Here is a 16,958-nt window from a genome sequence, read left to right on the forward strand (position 1 = left end):
ATGAGAGATAATAATCATGACTGATCAATACCAAACATTTGCAAAATCTCCTATTGGTAAATTTGTCATTAAAAATTTGGGTTTACCATCCCCAACTTTTTTAGATCGTTTCGAGTCTGCAACACCAGTGGTAAAAGGTGCAGTACTTTTAGGTGCAGCCCCTGCAAGTGATTTATCTGCTGAAATTGCACAGGTTTTAGCCAATGTACATGCCAATAGTTATGCAGGCAACAATGCAGAATTGCAACAAGCTGCGGCAAAAGTAGGTTTAAATTTAGGTGCGTTCAATTCGGGCGATAAAGAATCTAAATTTAAAGTGGTGGTGTTTGATGCTTCAGGTATTGAAAACTCAGAACAATTAAAAGCGCTTTATGATTTCTTTAACCCAATCGCACGTCAAATTCAGGCTTCTGGTCGCGTGGTGGTGATTGGTACTACACCAGAAACTGCAGGCAGTGTAAAAAAAGCCATTGCACAACGCGCTTTGGAAGGTTTTGTAAAATCGGTAGGCAAAGAATTTAAAAAAGGCATTGCGGCTAACTTAATTTATGTCGATCAAGGTGCTGCAGCAAACTTAGAATCTACGTTACGTTTTGCCATTTCACCACGTTCAGCTTATGTGTCAGGTCAGGTGATCCGTGTCTCGAATGCTGCAACTGTAGAGGTAGATTGGGCAAAACCATTGGCAGGTAAAACTGCTGTAGTGACAGGTGCAAGCCGTGGTATTGGTGAAGCGATTGCGCATGTGTTGGCACGTGATGGTGCACACGTTATTTGCCTAGACGTTCCACAACAACAAGCAGATTTAGACCGTGTTGCTGCTGAAATTGGTGGTTCAACGCTAGCAATTGACATTACTGCTGCAGATGCAGGCGAGCAAATTAAAACAGCTGCCGCTGCGCAAGGTGGTTTGGATATTATTGTGCATAATGCGGGGATTACCCGTGACAAAACTTTGGCAAATATGAAACCAGAGCTTTGGGATTTAGTCATTAACATCAACTTGTCTGCAATTGAGCGTGTGAACGATTACTTATTGGAAAATGATGGTTTAAATGCCAATGGTCGTATTGTTTGCGTATCTTCAATTTCAGGTATTGCAGGCAACTTGGGTCAAACCAACTATGCAGCATCTAAAGCTGGCGTGATTGGTGTCGTGAAATTTACCGCACCTGTTTTAAACAACGGGATCACGATTAATGCCGTTGCACCTGGCTTTATTGAAACGCAAATGACTGCTGCAATTCCTTTTGCCATTCGTGAAGCAGGTCGTCGTATGAACTCTATGAGTCAAGGTGGTTTACCTGTAGACGTTGCAGAAACCATTGCTTACTTTGCTTCATCGGCATCGACAGGTATTAATGGTAACGTGGTACGTGTTTGTGGTCAAAGCTTGTTAGGGGCTTAACACCTTCAAAGTTCTCTCCCTTGGTGAGGGGATTTAGGAGAGGGAGATAAGGGGATAGATTATTAACCCTTCTCTCTAGCTTTCTCCCAGCGGGAGAAAGAACTCCATTAAATAAATTAGAAAAACTTCTCAAAGGTTCAGTATGAATACTCGCCATTTTAGTCAACTTCCAAAACCCTATTTAGCCTATCCAAAAGTGATTCAGGGCTTAATTTTTAAAAAGCCAAAAGGTGAAAAAGTTCTGCCGCAAGTTGAATATGTGGTGGATTCATTCAAGGTCGATCAAAAGCACTTAAAAGCCTATAATGCAGTGACAGGTTTTAAAAATAACGGCTATATTCCTGCAATTTATTTGGCTGTATTGTCACAAAGTCTGCAAATGCACATGATGACCCAAGAAGCATTTCCATTTGCAATTTTGGGCTTGGTGCATATTCGCAACCAAGTCAAACAAAGCCGTAAAGTTGGATTGAATGAACAACTGACCTTGTCGTGTAAATTTGGTGAATTGCAACCACATGATAAAGGCGTACAGTTTGATTTTATTACCACTGTTAAAGTAGGCAATGAGGTGGTGATTGAAGGTTTAACCACGTATTTAGCACGTCAAAAAACCACCACTAAAGCAGCTGCAAAATCTGCAGAAAGCAAAGCGCCAAACTATGCCGTTCAAGCTGAATGGGATATTTCTGAAAATACGGGTCGCCGTTATGCCTTAACGTCTGGCGATTTTAACTTAATTCATATCCACGCGATTACTGCAAAAGCATTTGGCTTTAAACAAGCGATTGCGCACGGCATGTGGAGCAAAGCCAAAGCCTTATCGAGTTTGACTTTGCCAGATGCCTATGAAGCCGATGTCTGGTTTAAGTTACCTATGTATTTGCCATCTAAAGTTGAGTTTTTAACTGCAACGGACGCTAAAAATACAGATTTTTTAATTCGTAACAGTAAAAACCAAAAACCGCATGTGACAGGTGTTGTCACCGCGCTTTAATTCAGTGATCGAAAGCCCAGATTATTTAAATTTGGGCTTTTTATTTGCGCTAAACTTTTATTAACAAGAAAAACGAGATAAACAGGACGATGCAACATTTAAAGGATTATATTTTTGCTGAAACTGAAAATTATCGTGGATGGGTTGCGCCTGAATTTCATGATTTAGCGATGCAATTTAGCCGTTTGCAAAATGCACGTAGCCAACAGGGCGGGGCTGCTTTAGCGGTGTACTTTCAAGGTCAGAAAGTCGTCGATATTTACACAGGCAAAAAGTCGCCAGATGAAGACTGGCAAGCCGATACCTTATCTGTATGTTATTCCACAGGCAAAGGTGTATTAGCGACACTGGCACATATTTTGGTCAGTCAAGGACTGGTCGATTACGATACTCCCATTTATATATACTGGCCTGAATTCGCCCAAAATGGCAAAGCATTGATGACCTTAAGGCATGTGCTGAGTCATCAAAGTGGTTTATATGACATCCGTAATATCATTGCCGATGCGACTGAAATGGCAGATTGGTCGCACATGCTGGATGTGTTGGCTCAAGCCAAGCCACGTTTTGATGTAGCAAGTGAGGCAGCGTATCAACCTTTAACTTTTGGCTGGCTGGTCGGTGGGATTTTAGAAAAAGCTACAGGTCAAACATTGGCTGAATTGATGCAGCAATACTTGGTTGAATCTTTGGCTTTGGATGGGGCGTATTTTGGTGTGCCTGCGTCTGAGCTTTCCCGTGTCGCACGACCATTTAAAACTGCTGTGACATCAGCGCAAACAGATGCATCATCTACAAATAAACAGACAGCTAAAGTTAAAAACCAAGCTAAATCGAGCAAACGTCCTGTATCAATATTCGATAAAGTCATTGCATGGAGTGGGCAAAATCCGCAAGACTTTCAGGATGGCATGATTCCCAAAGGCATGAAAAATTTTAGTTTTTTTAGTGATACAGGCTTACAAGCCGTGATTCCTGCTGCCAATGGTGTATTTACTGCCCAAAGTTTGGCACGTATTTATGCCATGTTGGCGCAGGGTGGATCATGGCAAGGTCAGCAATTGATTCAGCCTGAAGTTTTTCAGCAATTGAGCCAAGTACAATATGTACAGCGTGATCGGGTCATGCCTATCCCGATGCATTGGCGATTAGGCTATCACCGTGTATTAAGTTTGGGTAAGCGCTCTCACGGTTTTGGACACATGGGTTTTAATGGTTCAGGCGCGTGGTGTGATCCTGACCGTCAACTCAGTTTTGCCTATACCCATAATTTTGCTGCAGGTTCTTTAATTGGTGATTATCGACTTTGGGGACTGAGTCAGGAAGCCATTCGCTGTGCAGATCGGCAATTGCAAGGGCGTAAAGGCTGGTTTTAGGCGTGATTGTACGTTCACTCTTTGCCAAAAAAACAGTATGCTTAGACCTGTAAAAAGGAGCATTCATGTATCAGGTACTTGCGCGTAAATATCGTCCTCGTAATTTTAATGAATTGGTGGGACAAAACCATGTATCACGGGCATTGACCAGTGCTTTGGAACGTGGGCGTTTGCACCATGCTTATCTTTTTACGGGAACACGTGGTGTAGGTAAAACTACCATTGCGCGTATTTTGGCCAAATGCCTGAACTGTGAAACAGGCGTGACATCTACCCCATGTGAAGTGTGTCCGACCTGTACTGCGGTCAATGAAGGTCGTTTTATTGATTTAATCGAAATTGATGCGGCGTCACGTACTAAGGTTGAAGACACACGTGAGTTGCTCGATAACGTACCTTATGCACCGACTCAGGGACGTTTTAAGGTTTATCTGATTGACGAAGTGCACATGCTGTCTACGCATTCGTTCAATGCTTTGCTAAAAACTTTGGAAGAACCGCCTGAGCATGTGAAGTTTCTGTTTGCGACCACAGACCCACAAAAACTCCCTATTACTGTGATTTCGCGCTGTTTGCAATTTACTTTGCGTCCATTGCAGGTCGATGAAATTACCAGTCATTTAACGGATATTTTAGCCAAAGAACAGATTATTGCAGAGCAAGATGCAATTTGGCAGATTGCTGAATCTGCGCAAGGTTCTTTGCGTGATGCGATGTCTTTGACAGACCAAGCCATTGCTTATGGTCAGGGTGAAATTCATCATCAAGATGTCAAAGACATGCTGGGCTTGATTGATCGCACCATTATCTATGATTTGATTTTAGCGATTCATCAAAACCAACAGCAGCGTGTGAGTCAGTTGTTATTACAATTTAGACAGCAAGCTTTAGATGTGTCTTTGGTGTTGGATCAGTTAATTTCGACACTGCATGAATTGGCAATCATGCAATATCTGCCAGATTTAAACCTAAAATACAGTGCTGAAATTAATCAAAAAATTCAGCAGCTTGCGGGTCTGATCTCTGCACAAGATTTACAGTTGTATTATCAAATTGCTTGTAAAGGACGCGCCGATTTACAAATTGCCGTAACCCAAGAACAAGGCTTTGAAATGTGTGTACTGCGTTTACTGGCATTTCGACCTTTGCAAGCCAATGAAGTGTTGGTTGCTGCGCCACAAAATACTGCACAAACAGCGGCTTCCCAGCCAGTTGCTCAAATGGAGCAAACTCCACAAGCTGTGGCAACTCAAAATACAGCACAAGCGGAACAGCATGTAACTGAATTAGATGCGGTTGCAACACCTGATCTTGATGGATTTGACTATGAGGATGACGATTATTCAGAACACACCACGACACAAACCAGTGTTGCAGAACCTTCTTCAGATGATTTTTTAGATGAGGATGAGCCTGAAGCTTTAACACATCAAGATCAACAGTCGATTCAAGCGCAACAACCGACTCCGCAAGCGCTACACTCAACAGCTGCGATTTCACCAGAATCTATGTCAGAACCTGCAGTGAATGAAGAAACTGCAATACAGGCTGAGGATAAGCAATCTGAATCTATCGTGTTTGATCCAAATGCAGATGCACAATTGTTTGGTTTAGATGAAGATGCCTCATCGGTAAGCACTACATCTGATGTGCAAAGTCATGATGATTTTTTACTGGAAAGTTTTGATGCCGTTGCACCGTTAGGTGATCTTGCTGCATCAGCCGAAACATCGCTAGTTTCATCTACACTACAATCGAATAATGCTTCACCGTCAATTACACAAAATGTAAGTAATGCAGAAACCGCTTTATTTGATTTAGCAGCGACTGAAGTCGAACCGAATGTTGCCAGTGCGACAGCACAACCGCAGCAAACCATAGCATCTAATGCCGATGATCAATTAATGCCGCAGGATATTCTGCGTTTACAGCCGCAAGTTTTAGAAGGTGAGTGGACTTTAGACAAGTGGGAATATTGGTTTAGACACAGCGAGTTGTCACCTGCCGTGCAAGAATTGGCGCAGCATGGCGTAATGACGGGGCAGATTAATGCTGAATCGGTTTTTCATATTCCTGAGCAATATCAGCAGTTATTGACTCAACTGCAACATGCTTTAGAAAGTGCTTTAAAAGAACAGTGGAGTAAAACTCTGTTTAAAGTGCAATATGAAAATGTGGATGACACGACACCGTACATTTTGCAGCAACAGCGCAAACAACGCGCTTATCAACGGGCTGAAAATTTATTGCATCAAGAACCGATTGTGAAAGATATTTTGCAAAACTTTGATGGCGAATTACATAACATTCAGTTGAAATAACCTGTTGTTAGCTTTTGTTTGCAGAATTTTAAGGCTGGGTCAAACCAGCCTTATTTTTTGCTAAGCGCAAGCTGAATCTGTGCTTTTATATGGCTGTAATGCTTCGCGGATGGAGTCAGGAATCGGGCAGTTTTGGCGTGTAATTCGATCTACAAATACATGCACCACTTGTCCTTGTGCAGCGGCAAGATTTTGATTGTTTTTAAAAATTGCCAAATCATAAATTAAGGATGAGTTTCCAATTTTTTGAATAGCAACACCTACTTCAATCATTTCAGGATAGGACAATTCCTGCAAAAAATGACAGGTGGAATTGACCACTAAACCAATACAGGGTGATCGTTTGGGTTCAAAGCCTGCTTTTTGCATCAGTAGGGCATTGGCTGCGCTGTCAAAATAGCTGTAATAAGTGACATTATTGACATGTCCATACATATCGTTGTCTGCCCAGCGAGTTTGGATGGGAAAGAAAAAAGCGTATTGCTCACGGGTTTTGGTGTCAGGTTTCACAAGTTTACCTATATTTTTATCAATGTGGTGTCATGCTTTAATGGGTGGAAATCATCCCAAATAAATCTATAAAGTTAAATACAGAACGTTAAGCGTAAATGTTAGGCATAAATGGCTTGGTAAATTTGTAAAGCATCCTGCATTTGCATTGCTCTCGGGTTGTTTTGTAATAAACGACTTTGCTGCATCGCATCTTCTGCCAATTGTGGCAGTATGTTTTCTGCAATGCCTAATGCATTGAGTTTTAACAACAAACCACTTTGATCTAAATGATTTTGTAAATGATCAATAAATAAATCACATAATCCATCTGTGCAGCCTTTGCTACGAGGGTCTAACCAACACATTAGTTCTGCATAGTATTGTTTTGCAGCAGGCGCATTAAACTTTAAAACTTCAGTTAGTACCAATGCATTGCTATGCCCATGTGAAATATGGAAATGTCCGCCTAAAGGATAGGCAAGCGCATGTACCGCAGCCACAGGAGCATTGGCAAAGGCTTGTCCTGCCAGCATTGAACCAAACAGCATGTTTTGCCGTGCTTGCATATTGCTGCCATCTTCAAGCACTAATTTTAAGTTTTGATCAAGTAAACGCAGCGCATGTTTTGCCAGAAAATCTGAATACGCATTTTTTTTGATTTTAGAAGTATAGGCTTCAATGGCATGTACCATCGCATCTATACCTGTGGCTGCGGTAATCTGTGCAGGTAGATGACGGGTAAAATTGGCATCTAAAATGGCAACATCGGCATATAAAATAGGAGAAACAATGCCTGTTTTACTGGTTGCACCTGTGGTGACAATGGAAATAGGTGTGACTTCTGAACCTGTACCTGCCGTTGTGGGAACTAAAATGAGTGGTAAACGTGGTGCTTTCGCATTGCCGACACCGTACAAGTCTGACAGTTGTTGAGTTTGTGCAGGATGACTCAGCACGGCAATAATTTTGGCGACATCCATCGCACTACCCCCACCAAAACCTAATACAACATCAATATTTTGCTGTTTGGCAAAATCAACTGCTTCTAACACAATCTGTTCTGCGGGGTCGGCTTGCACATTCGAGTAAATGGCATAGTCCAGTTGCAGTTGCTTTAAAATTTCTAAAATAGGTTGATGTAATTGTTGTTGTAAAATGCCAGCATCGGTGACCAATAACAAACGCTTATAATTTTTTTCGGTTAAAACCGTTTTTAGTTCAGAAATTGAACCCAATCCAGAAATAATGTTGCCAACTGTTTGAAATTGAAAATGCTGCATCGTCTTTATTCCTAATTTTTATACTTAATTCAACATTATTGTAGGGTCACGATATAGGATTCATATCATAAATAACTTAACATAAGACTCTTAAAAATAAAGTAGCTTTGAGGTTGTTTATGTCATCCAAAACGCCATATAAGGTGTTATGTGTTTGTTTGGGAAATATTTGCCGCTCTCCAACGGCAGAAATTGTACTTCGACATTTTTGTGATGAACAACAACTCAATGTGTTGGTGGATTCTGCTGGAACCAGTAATTATCATCCAGGCAAAGCCCCAGATTTACGCAGCCAAAAACATGCGTTCAAACGTGGTTATGACTTATCTACATTGCGCGCGCGTCAGTTACGTATACAAGACTTTGTCAAGTTTGATTTGATTTTGGCGATGGATTTTGAAAACTTAAGCAATATTCAATCTTTAATGCGCCGTGCTGAAGCTGAACTGGGCAGTTTGCGCGCTGAAATAGCCTTAATGAGCGAACACGATCCGCATTATACGCAGCAAGAATTACCCGATCCATATTATGGCGAAGCCGATGGTTTTGAGCGGGTGCTCGATCAATGCGAGTCGAGTAGTCGCGCATGGGTGAAAGTTTTACAACAACAATTTGAATTGAAGGTTTAAGTCATGCACATTCACTACAACATGCAACTCAAACCTTTCAATACGCTCAATTTAGATGCAACTGCGTCGCATTATGTCAAAATTGAAAATATTCAAGATGTACAGGATGCTTTGGCATTTGCCCAGAAAGAACAATTAAATGTGCTGATTTTATCGGGTGGTAGCAATATGTTATTGCCTGAACATATTCATGCCTTGGTCATGCACATGGATATTCAGGGCATCGAAAAATGCGCTGAAGATGATGCAAGTGTCACCCTAAAAGTTGGGGCAGGACAAGTCTGGCATGAGTTTGTGTTGTGGAGTACGGAACAAAAGTTATATGGTCTGCAAAATCTGGCTTTAATTCCAGGTTTGGTCGGCGCTTCACCTGTGCAAAATATTGGTGCTTATGGCGTTGAAGTCGGTGAGTTTATTGAATCTGTGCAGGTCTATGATCGTGAATGCCAACAATTCAGCTCAATTGTTGCTGCAGATTGTCAGTTTGCCTATCGACACAGTATTTTTAAAGATCATCCCAACCGTTACATCATTACCCATGTGACTTTTAAACTGTTAAAACAGGCTGCGTTAAAATTAAATTATGGCGACTTAAAAGCTGCTGTAGGCGATGAGCAAACTGCTGAAAATCTGCAGCAACAAGTCATTCAAATTCGCCAAAGTAAGCTGCCTAATCCTGCAGAATATCCAAATGTAGGTAGTTTCTTTAAAAATCCTGTGATTTCGACTCAGCAATTTGACCAAATTGCAGCACAATTTCCAAATTTACCCCATTACCCACAGCCTAATGCGCAAGTTAAAATTGCAGCAGGCTGGTTGATTGATCAAGCTGGCTGGAAGGGAAAACAACTGGGTGTGGTGGGTATGTTTCATAAACAAGCGTTGGTTTTAGTCAATTATGCCGATGCCACTTTGGCAGATGTGCAACACACCTATCGTGCTGTGCAGCAAGATGTTTTGAGTCGTTTTGGTATTTCACTAGAACCTGAACCTGTGTTATTTGATGAAACAGGTTTGATTCGTGCACATCAACCGGTAGGTTAAGTGAAGATGAAACAGAATCATTGGATGCTCAGATTGGTACAAATTGCTGCCGTGCTATTTGTATTGTTTGCAGCGTTCATGATTTTTATCTATTCACCTTTTTATTCTACTTTGGTGGTCAAAACGCTGAACACTTTGGTACCTGTAGAAGTGAATCAAGTGGCAGCAAAAAGTCAGCAAATGGCGGCTTTTAGTGATCAAGACAGCTTGGAACCCGGTTCAGATTTATGGATTGCCCGACAAGCTTATTTGAAGCTGATGGAGCAAGAGATTCAATCTGAAAATTCGAAAAATTTAACTTTAATTCAGGCGCGTTATAAAGCCTTACAAGCGCTTATTTTAGAAGAACAAACGCAAAAAAAATTAGCATCTGAGCAAGAGTTGCCGCAAGTCCCATTGTTGGTGTCTAATGCAGCTTCTGAAGCAGTTGTAGAAGACCCATCCGAAAATGTAAAAGCCTTGCTCAATTTGGATAGTCATGAAAATCAGGTACTCATGGAACAATACTTGGAGTTTTTAAGCACTCATAAAATTGCCGAAACCGAAAGTGAGCCTGTAGATGAAGAAATCTTTAAAGATATTGCTTTAATTCAGCAACAAAATATTCCAAAAATACCTGCAAACTCTAAACCTTATGCGATTGTGGTTTTAGGTGGTGGCTTAACTTTAGATGATAATGGCAAAGATATTGTGGTCAATGACTACACACGTTTACGTTTAGAAACGACCCTAGCGGTGGTAAAACAATATCAATTGCCGATTGTACTGAGTGGTGTAGAAGCACCTTATATGCAGCGTTGGTTAAAAAAATATGATGTCGAAGCAAAATTATTAGAAGATCGCAGCATGAATACTTGTGAAAATTCACGTTTTAGTTCTTTATTATTACAAAAAAAAGGGGGGGCGCCGACAGTGATTTTGATTACAGACCGTTATCACATGCCACGCACCCGCCGTTTATTTGCTTTGAATGGAATTGAAACGATTCCAGTCGAGGCTCCCATGCCGACTCAACTGACTGCATGGCGTCCAAGTGAACAAAACTATGATCATAGCCGCCGTGCCAATTATGAAATGCTTGCCACCATTCGGGATGTCTTGATTGGTTCTAGCGCATGTCGCGAGGTGCCATAATGCCTGATATTCCATTTTTAAACCCAAGCGTGTTGAAGCAATTAGATTTGCCAGTGCCGAGTCGGGAAACCACACCACAAATTCTACAACCTTTAAATTTGAATCGTGGTTTTGAACCGAGTGTTGAGTTACAAGCCTATCGACAGCTTTATGGTTTTCATTTGTTGGACTGTGAACATTGGCAAGGCTATGTGCAAATGCCGTTGTTTAAATTGCATGTGCAAATTTTTCAACCCGATTTAAGCAAAACCAAATTTGATCAGGTGCAGGGCACGGTATTTCTACTGCATGGCTATTTGGAACATAGCGGGATTTATCAACCTATCGTCAAAGAATTATTAGAGCAGGGCTTTAGTGTTTTGACTTATGATTTGCCCGGACATGGATTGAGTGATGGTTATCCTGCCAACATCAAAAATTTTGATCATTATCAGCAAGTATTACATGCGGTTTATCAATATGTAAAAAATGCCGATCAATTGCCAAAACCGTGGTTGGGCATTGGGCAAAGTACAGGTGGTGCAATTTGGATGCATCACTTGTTGGAATTTGCTCAGCGCCGTGAAAATCCATTTGTAGAGCGTGTGTTGTTGTTATCGCCTTTGATTCGTCCTGCAAAATCGGCATGGTGGCATAACTCTGTTGGTTTGGGCATTATCCGTCGGATTAAGCGTGAAGTGCCGCGACATTTCCGACGCAATAATCATAATCCTGAATTTTTACGCTTTGTGCGTTTAAAAGACCCGCTGCAACCTAGAATGATGGGCATGGATTGGATTTTAGCCATGTCTAAATGGATGTTGGAGATGGAAGAACGTCCAGCTTGCCGTATTCCTGTTTGGTTGGCACAAGGGGCGCAAGATCAAACCGTAGATTGGCGCTACAACATTGAGTTTATTCGGCGTAAATTCCGCCTGCAAACCTTACTCATGTTAGAAGAAGGCTCGCATCAATTAATCAATGAACGTGCGGATATTCGTGCGGCTTTAACAGGGCTGATTCCTGCATTTTTACATGCACATAGCTCTAAGACTTATTATTAATTTATCAACCATCTTTTAAATACGGCTCTACATTTGCTTTGATGCTGTTCTCGGCATCAAAGCATATTTATGCTGCGCTGCTCATTAAAATGTGAAGCGATTTCTAAAATAAAATAGTACTTCACATTTATTTTTTATTTCATGCTCGAGTTTCATGTTTCAGTGCTATGCTCATGTTTATAAAATAAGCTAAATTTGAAAAACTCCTTAATTCTAGGGATAGTGTTTACATCAAAACGATTGATATATTTACAAACATAATCAAGGGGATGAATGATGGCAGAAATGGAAGCGATATTACCCGTACCGGTTTTAATTGTTGAAGATGAGCCTATTATTCAGTCACGTCTTAGAAAAATTTTGCATGATATTGGCTATCAAGATGACATGCTATTTTTCGTGAGTCATCTTAAAGCTGCAATGACGTGTATAGAAGATCATCCGATTGCTTTAGCTTTAGTCGATTTAGGCTTGCCCGATGGCAATGGTAAAGAACTAATCGAGCAATTACATTTTAGAGATCCAAGCGCATTAATTTTGGTGATTTCTGCATGGAGCACCCAAGACAGCTTATTTTCTGCAATTCAAGCAGGTGCAACAGGCTATGTGCTTAAAGAACGTGATGATGCTGAAATTATTATCGCAATACGCAGCATTTTAAGAGGTGGTGCACCGATAGACCCATTTATCGCCCGTGAAATTTTATCGCAAATTTCACATCAAAAAGTACCCGTGCTGACCGAAGATTTATCAGATCGCGCCGATGCTCAAGCATTCAACTCACATTATGAACAGCTCACCAATCGTGAATTAGAAATTTTAAATCTGGTGGCGCAGGGCTTAAGTAACCGTGAAATTGCTGAGCAATTATTTGTGTCGCGTTATACCGTTGAAAGTCATATTAAACATATCTATCGGAAGTTGTCGGTCACTAAACGCACTAAGGCTGTCAGTACCGCTAGAACTTTAGGTCTTTTATGATTCAAAGGCTTTGGCAGTGTGGTTTGGGCGTGTTGTTATTGTTCTGTGCGTGGCAAAGCTATGCGCAGCAAGTGGTGTACCCAATTAATCAGTACTGCAATGTGCATGTACTTTCAATCAGCTCTGCCAAAACAGCATCACATAATAAAAAACCTGAAACGGGTTGGGAAAATGTTCAACTGCCCGACGTTTGGGATGATCGCTGGAAAAATTATAATGGTGGGGCGTGGTACAAAATAGAGTGGGAGTGGTTTTGTGAGCGTGATCATCGTTTAAATCAACCCATCGTTTTTGCACTGAATTTTTTAAATAGTGCAGGGGCAGTTTATCTGAATCAAGATTTACTTTGGGCAAGTCAACATTTAGAAGAGCCTTTGTCAAAAAACTGGAATATGCCACGTTACTGGATTTTACCTATTTCAGGCTTAAAACAAGGTAAAAATCAAATATTGGTCTATGTAAATGGATATGCATTTCAAAATGCGGGTATAGGAAAAATAAGTTTTAATAATGTGCATAACAATATTGAACAGCACCAGCAAAGTATATGGAATAAACGTACTTTATTTGAAATTGATGCGATTTTATCTGCCACTTTAGGCATTTTATGTTTGGTTATTTGGCTGTTTTTACGCCGTGATCAGAGTTTTGGTTGGTTCGCGTTGAGTTGCATGTTCTGGTTATTATTTATTTCTCATTTTTTAACCACAGAAACCTTTCCATACCCAAGTGTATTGGTGGCATCTCAAGCCAATTTAAGCTTTTTTATCCTCTATGTTTTAGCTTTTAGTCTGTATTTAATTAGGTTTGTCAATCAACGCTTGCCAATATTGGAAGAAAGTATTTTTATTCTGAGTTTAGCGGTAATCGTTTGTGTGTTTTTAACACCCTTAGATTATGTCAAACTGGTATTTGGGATTGTCTTTTTAAGTTATGCCAGCTTACTAGTCGTGGTTTATTTTTATTTGGCATATTTAGCGTATAAATCCCCAAAAACAGAAGTATATCTGCTGCTATTTTGTTTAACCTTGATTGGCTTTTTTGCGGGTGTAGATGTATTTCGTTTAAGTAATGCGGCAACGGCAAGTTTATATCAGCCATTATCACCGTATACCTCGCCAGTAATTACTTTATTTATTGCGATTATTTTAGGCATGCGCCTAAAAAGAAATATTCAAAAAATTGAGAAATTTAATCAAGATTTAGAGCTTAAAGTTTTTGAAGTCAGTGATGATTTAAAACGCAGTATGTCAGAAAAGCATTATTTAGAATTGGAAAATGTGCGTTTGCAAGAGCGGATTCATCTATCGCATGATTTGCATGATGGTTTGGGTGCATCTTTGGTACGTTCCATGATTATGGTCGACCAAAGCGAACAGAACATGAGTAATCAGCAGTTCTTATCTATGCTGAAATTACTGCGTGATGATTTACGTCAAATTATTGATAGTGGTTCTTCCATTGGTTCTAAAGTGCCTGAAAATCCTAAAATTTGGGTTGTGCCAGTACGTCATCGTTTTAGTCAATTGATGGATGAAATGGATATTCATTCCAAGTGGGATTTTCCAAATGAATGGGTGATTGAGCCGAATTCGTTACAGTGCTTAACTTTGATGCGGGTATTAGAAGAAAGTTTAACCAATGTGATTAAACACAGCCAAGCCAAGCATGTATCCGTCAGTATGCAATTTGTACCGCCTAAGCAATTGGTACTTAAAATTCAGGATGATGGTGTAGGTTTTGAAGCCAATAGCGTGCTTGAACATGGCATGAGTATTGGGATGCGCAGTATGAAAATGCGTTTAGAACGGGTTGGAGGGCAATTAAAATTAAATTCGACACCTGGCTATACGTTAATTCAGGCAGTTTTAACTTTAGATCCCGCTTATCTAAATTCCCCAAGATGAATTGATCATCTTGAGGAGGCTGAAACGAATATTTTAAGCGTCTTCAGCAGGTAACAACATTAAAATGGATTCATTGAGCAGTTGTACCAAATCTTCCAAAATATTTGCGTCGTAAAGGTTTTCATCGAGCAGCACGCGTTCACCATTGGCAATTTTTTGCAGCGTAGGGATAGATGCTTCTGCGACACAAATCGCTTCACCATTCGCCCAAAATAAAACTTCATCTAGCTGATTTGCATAAAGTAGGCGAGAGGCGGGTTCCAACATGATTTGATAACCCTGATCTAGCGCATCTTCTAAATCGCCTACACCTATTTCATCTACTTCAGGAATATTTTCAGGATATTTCGGTTCAGACATTAAGCTTAAAATCGCATCATCCAACACCGATGAGTTTTGTAAACGCGCCCACAATTCTGCTTTCAGATAATCCAATTCTGTCGCAGTCATTTCGCCAATTTGGGTATTTTTTTTACGAACAAGGTCTTGTAGTGGCGTGCGTAACATTTCATCGGCAGAGAATTTATCGCTCACTCGATCCATCATTTCACTAATATTCGGCATGCGGAAACCGAACGAGAACGTCAGACAATCATCTTCCGCCACGCCATAATGTGCCAAACCCGGTGGCACATAGAGTAAATCGCCAGGTGCAAGAACTTCATCAAAATTGACCTGCATTTCAGGCAATAATTTTAACGGTTGTCCTGCGACAAATTCAGTTTCAGCATCACACATTTGCCCAAGTTGCCAACGACGATGTCCATAGCCTTGTAGCAAAAACACATCGTAGAAATCAAAATGCTGACCTACAGAGCCGCCTTTAGGGGCATAAGACACCATTATGTCATCACGTCGCCATTGCGGAATAAAAGGAAATTTTTTCCAAAGTTCAGCGAGATCAAAAGAGTAATGATCAACGGCTTGTACCAATAGCGTCCACAACTTTGGCATTTTTTGAAAATCAGCCTTAATGAGCGGTGATGATTTCACAGTCCATTGATTTGGATCGCGATCTTTTTGTTTGATTAAACGGGCAGTCACATCTTCTTCAAGTGCCAGTTCCATTACATCACTAGGTTCAAGTAGGTTGGCAATTTCTGGGAGTGCATTGCGTACCAAAAGTGGTTTTTTTTGCCAATATTCACTTAGGAATTGTTCTGCGGTAATTCCGCCCAAAACATCTAAAGGTTGCGACATAAAATAGCCTAAGCAAGTTTTATCAATAATCTCAATATTGTCTGATTTGTCGCTGCAAAGGGCAAGGTGATTTATAGTCTTTATAAATATTCACGGCTGTTAAATTACACAGTTTTAAACTTAAGGAACCTGAATATTCAGCATTCTTAACATGCGGCATAACTGAATCATCGGCAGACCCATCAAGGTAGTTTGGTCATTGCCTTGCATGGCTTCAAACAGACTAATACCTAAACCTTCGCACATAAAACTACCTGCACAGTGTAGCGGTTGTTCCTTTGCAACATATCGTGCAATTTCATTGTCAGTTAAGCTGCGGAATTTAACTGTGTAGTGTTCTACAACCGTTTGTTCAAAGCCTGTAGATTGCTGCTGCACACTCAGCGCAGTGCTGAAATAAACCGTTTGACCTGAATTGGCTTGTAATTGTTGTATAGCTTTTTCTGAAGTGAGCGGTTTACCTATAAAAATATCTGGCTGCTGTTCACGCCATGCCACTTGATCTGAACCAATCACAATTGCATCAGGATATTGCTGCGCAATACAGTGTGCTTTTTCAAAAGCCAAGCGTCGCGCCAAATTATCTGCATGCAATTCACCCTGTGCAGATTCATCAATATCAGGTGAAATTGACTTATACGCCAAATGCAGACGATTCATCAATTGCTGACGAGTTTGACTGCCAGACGCTAAAATAATTTCAGGATGTTGCATCAGATCATCACACCGCATAATCCATCAAAATATCTAAAGGCACATAAGACAATACTGACTGATGACAGGCTTGAATTTTAATTGGTGGTGCTTGACCTGCCTGATAGGCTTCAACCCAACGGGTGACGCAAATACACCAGAAATCACCCGGTTGTAAGCCGTTAAAACCAACTTCTGGTACTGGCGTGATTAAATCATTGCCAATTTTTTGCGAGAAATTTAAAAAATCAGAGGTCATTTGTGCACAAACGGTGTGCTGACCTAAATCGGTTGGGGCGGTATGACAAAAACCGTTACGAAAATATCCAGTAATAGGATCAAAGCAACAACTGGCGAGAGGTTCGCCCAAAACATTTAAACGATTGATATTTGGATCGGGATGAATAGACATAAGTGCGAGAAAGATGGTGGCTTTTCTCTATCATAATCAAA

The 16,958-nt window shown here is 40.6% G+C and carries 15 protein-coding genes; 10 read left to right on the top strand and 5 right to left on the bottom strand.

The features are described from left to right. Positions 1–16: 16 nt before the first annotated feature. From FTU71_RS04145 to dnaX, 4 genes are all read left to right on the top strand, one after another. Positions 17–1,408: a 3-oxoacyl-ACP reductase gene (locus tag FTU71_RS04145; protein WP_167846051.1), complete on the top strand. Its 1,392-nt coding sequence runs from the start codon at positions 17–19 to the stop codon at positions 1,406–1,408. A 142-nt stretch (positions 1,409–1,550) separates the two neighbouring features. Next, positions 1,551–2,405: a MaoC/PaaZ C-terminal domain-containing protein gene (locus FTU71_RS04150; protein ID WP_179988634.1), complete on the top strand. Its 855-nt coding sequence runs from the start codon at positions 1,551–1,553 to the stop codon at positions 2,403–2,405. Positions 2,406–2,575: 170 nt separating this feature from the next. After that, on the top strand, positions 2,576–3,781 hold the full coding sequence (locus tag FTU71_RS04155; protein ID WP_372238841.1) for a serine hydrolase domain-containing protein: 1,206 nt from the start codon (positions 2,576–2,578) through the stop codon (positions 3,779–3,781). 65 nt (positions 3,782–3,846) lie between these two features. Further along, positions 3,847–6,102 carry a DNA polymerase III subunit gamma/tau gene (gene dnaX / locus FTU71_RS04160; RefSeq protein ID WP_180111509.1) on the top strand — a complete coding sequence of 752 codons (2,256 nt, stop codon included), beginning with the start codon at positions 3,847–3,849 and terminating at the stop codon, positions 6,100–6,102. Positions 6,103–6,162: 60 nt separating this feature from the next. On the opposite strand, the gene FTU71_RS04165 is transcribed toward dnaX, so the two are convergent. Together FTU71_RS04165 and FTU71_RS04170 are read right to left on the bottom strand one after the other, a co-directional pair. After that, a complete protein-coding gene (locus tag FTU71_RS04165; RefSeq protein ID WP_004973275.1) occupies positions 6,163–6,612 on the bottom strand; it encodes a thioesterase family protein in 450 nt (149 codons plus the stop codon). A 101-nt stretch (positions 6,613–6,713) separates the two neighbouring features. Continuing rightward, positions 6,714–7,874 carry an iron-containing alcohol dehydrogenase gene (locus tag FTU71_RS04170; protein WP_180111511.1) on the bottom strand — a complete coding sequence of 387 codons (1,161 nt, stop codon included), beginning with the start codon at positions 7,872–7,874 and terminating at the stop codon, positions 6,714–6,716. Between the two features lie 119 nt (positions 7,875–7,993). Between FTU71_RS04170 and FTU71_RS04175 the strand changes: the two genes are divergently transcribed. From FTU71_RS04175 to FTU71_RS04200, 6 genes are all read left to right on the top strand, one after another. Then, the gene (locus FTU71_RS04175; protein WP_179994173.1) at positions 7,994–8,503 is read left to right on the top strand and encodes a low molecular weight protein-tyrosine-phosphatase; all 510 of its coding nucleotides are present in this window, start codon (positions 7,994–7,996) and stop codon (positions 8,501–8,503) included. Positions 8,504–8,506: 3 nt separating this feature from the next. Then, positions 8,507–9,547 (top strand): UDP-N-acetylmuramate dehydrogenase, encoded by a 1,041-nt coding sequence (murB, locus tag FTU71_RS04180; protein WP_004973280.1) that lies wholly within the window; start codon positions 8,507–8,509, stop codon positions 9,545–9,547. A 6-nt stretch (positions 9,548–9,553) separates the two neighbouring features. Further along, entirely contained in the window at positions 9,554–10,681 is a 1,128-nt protein-coding gene (locus FTU71_RS04185) for a YdcF family protein (protein ID WP_004973281.1), read from the top strand. Further along, entirely contained in the window at positions 10,681–11,724 is a 1,044-nt protein-coding gene (locus tag FTU71_RS04190) for an alpha/beta hydrolase (protein ID WP_096900878.1), read from the top strand. The genes FTU71_RS04185 and FTU71_RS04190 overlap by 1 nt, the downstream gene beginning before the upstream one ends. Before the next feature lie 276 nt (positions 11,725–12,000). Then, a complete protein-coding gene (locus FTU71_RS04195) occupies positions 12,001–12,705 on the top strand; it encodes a response regulator transcription factor (protein WP_004973283.1) in 705 nt (234 codons plus the stop codon). Beyond that, entirely contained in the window at positions 12,702–14,612 is a 1,911-nt protein-coding gene (locus tag FTU71_RS04200) for an ATP-binding protein (protein ID WP_180111514.1), read from the top strand. The genes FTU71_RS04195 and FTU71_RS04200 overlap by 4 nt, the downstream gene beginning before the upstream one ends. A 33-nt stretch (positions 14,613–14,645) precedes the next feature. Here the strand turns inward: FTU71_RS04200 and FTU71_RS04205 are convergent, their stop codons facing one another. From FTU71_RS04205 to FTU71_RS04215, 3 genes are all read right to left on the bottom strand, one after another. Further along, positions 14,646–15,812, bottom strand: coding sequence for a cupin domain-containing protein (locus tag FTU71_RS04205; protein ID WP_154320704.1), 1,167 nt, complete (start codon positions 15,810–15,812; stop codon positions 14,646–14,648). A gap of 120 nt (positions 15,813–15,932) precedes the next feature. Next, positions 15,933–16,526, bottom strand: a complete 594-nt coding sequence (locus FTU71_RS04210) for a nucleoside triphosphate pyrophosphatase (protein ID WP_026438423.1) — start codon at positions 16,524–16,526, stop codon at positions 15,933–15,935. Positions 16,527–16,533: 7 nt separating this feature from the next. Continuing rightward, on the bottom strand, positions 16,534–16,917 hold the full coding sequence (locus tag FTU71_RS04215) for a DUF2237 family protein (RefSeq protein ID WP_136144481.1): 384 nt from the start codon (positions 16,915–16,917) through the stop codon (positions 16,534–16,536). Positions 16,918–16,958: the final 41 nt, after the last annotated feature.

The sequence above is a fragment of the Acinetobacter sp. YH12136 genome, from assembly GCF_013418545.1.
Lineage (GTDB): Bacteria > Pseudomonadota > Gammaproteobacteria > Pseudomonadales > Moraxellaceae > Acinetobacter > Acinetobacter towneri.

What these genes read in the sequence shown, in the direction of transcription:
- FTU71_RS04145 (WP_167846051.1), top strand. Translation starts at nt 17, where the DNA reads ATGACTGATCAATACCAAACATTTGCAAAATCTCCTATTGGTAAATTT.
- FTU71_RS04150 (WP_179988634.1), top strand. Translation starts at nt 1,551, where the DNA reads ATGAATACTCGCCATTTTAGTCAACTTCCAAAACCCTATTTAGCCTAT.
- FTU71_RS04155 (WP_372238841.1), top strand. Translation starts at nt 2,576, where the DNA reads ATGCAATTTAGCCGTTTGCAAAATGCACGTAGCCAACAGGGCGGGGCT.
- dnaX (WP_180111509.1), top strand. Translation starts at nt 3,847, where the DNA reads ATGTATCAGGTACTTGCGCGTAAATATCGTCCTCGTAATTTTAATGAA.
- FTU71_RS04170 (WP_180111511.1), bottom strand. Translation starts at nt 7,874, where the DNA reads ATGCAGCATTTTCAATTTCAAACAGTTGGCAACATTATTTCTGGATTG.
- FTU71_RS04175 (WP_179994173.1), top strand. Translation starts at nt 7,994, where the DNA reads ATGTCATCCAAAACGCCATATAAGGTGTTATGTGTTTGTTTGGGAAAT.
- murB (WP_004973280.1), top strand. Translation starts at nt 8,507, where the DNA reads ATGCACATTCACTACAACATGCAACTCAAACCTTTCAATACGCTCAAT.
- FTU71_RS04185 (WP_004973281.1), top strand. Translation starts at nt 9,554, where the DNA reads ATGAAACAGAATCATTGGATGCTCAGATTGGTACAAATTGCTGCCGTG.
- FTU71_RS04190 (WP_096900878.1), top strand. Translation starts at nt 10,681, where the DNA reads ATGCCTGATATTCCATTTTTAAACCCAAGCGTGTTGAAGCAATTAGAT.
- FTU71_RS04195 (WP_004973283.1), top strand. Translation starts at nt 12,001, where the DNA reads ATGGCAGAAATGGAAGCGATATTACCCGTACCGGTTTTAATTGTTGAA.
- FTU71_RS04200 (WP_180111514.1), top strand. Translation starts at nt 12,702, where the DNA reads ATGATTCAAAGGCTTTGGCAGTGTGGTTTGGGCGTGTTGTTATTGTTC.
- FTU71_RS04205 (WP_154320704.1), bottom strand. Translation starts at nt 15,812, where the DNA reads ATGTCGCAACCTTTAGATGTTTTGGGCGGAATTACCGCAGAACAATTC.
- FTU71_RS04210 (WP_026438423.1), bottom strand. Translation starts at nt 16,526, where the DNA reads ATGCAACATCCTGAAATTATTTTAGCGTCTGGCAGTCAAACTCGTCAG.
- FTU71_RS04215 (WP_136144481.1), bottom strand. Translation starts at nt 16,917, where the DNA reads ATGTCTATTCATCCCGATCCAAATATCAATCGTTTAAATGTTTTGGGC.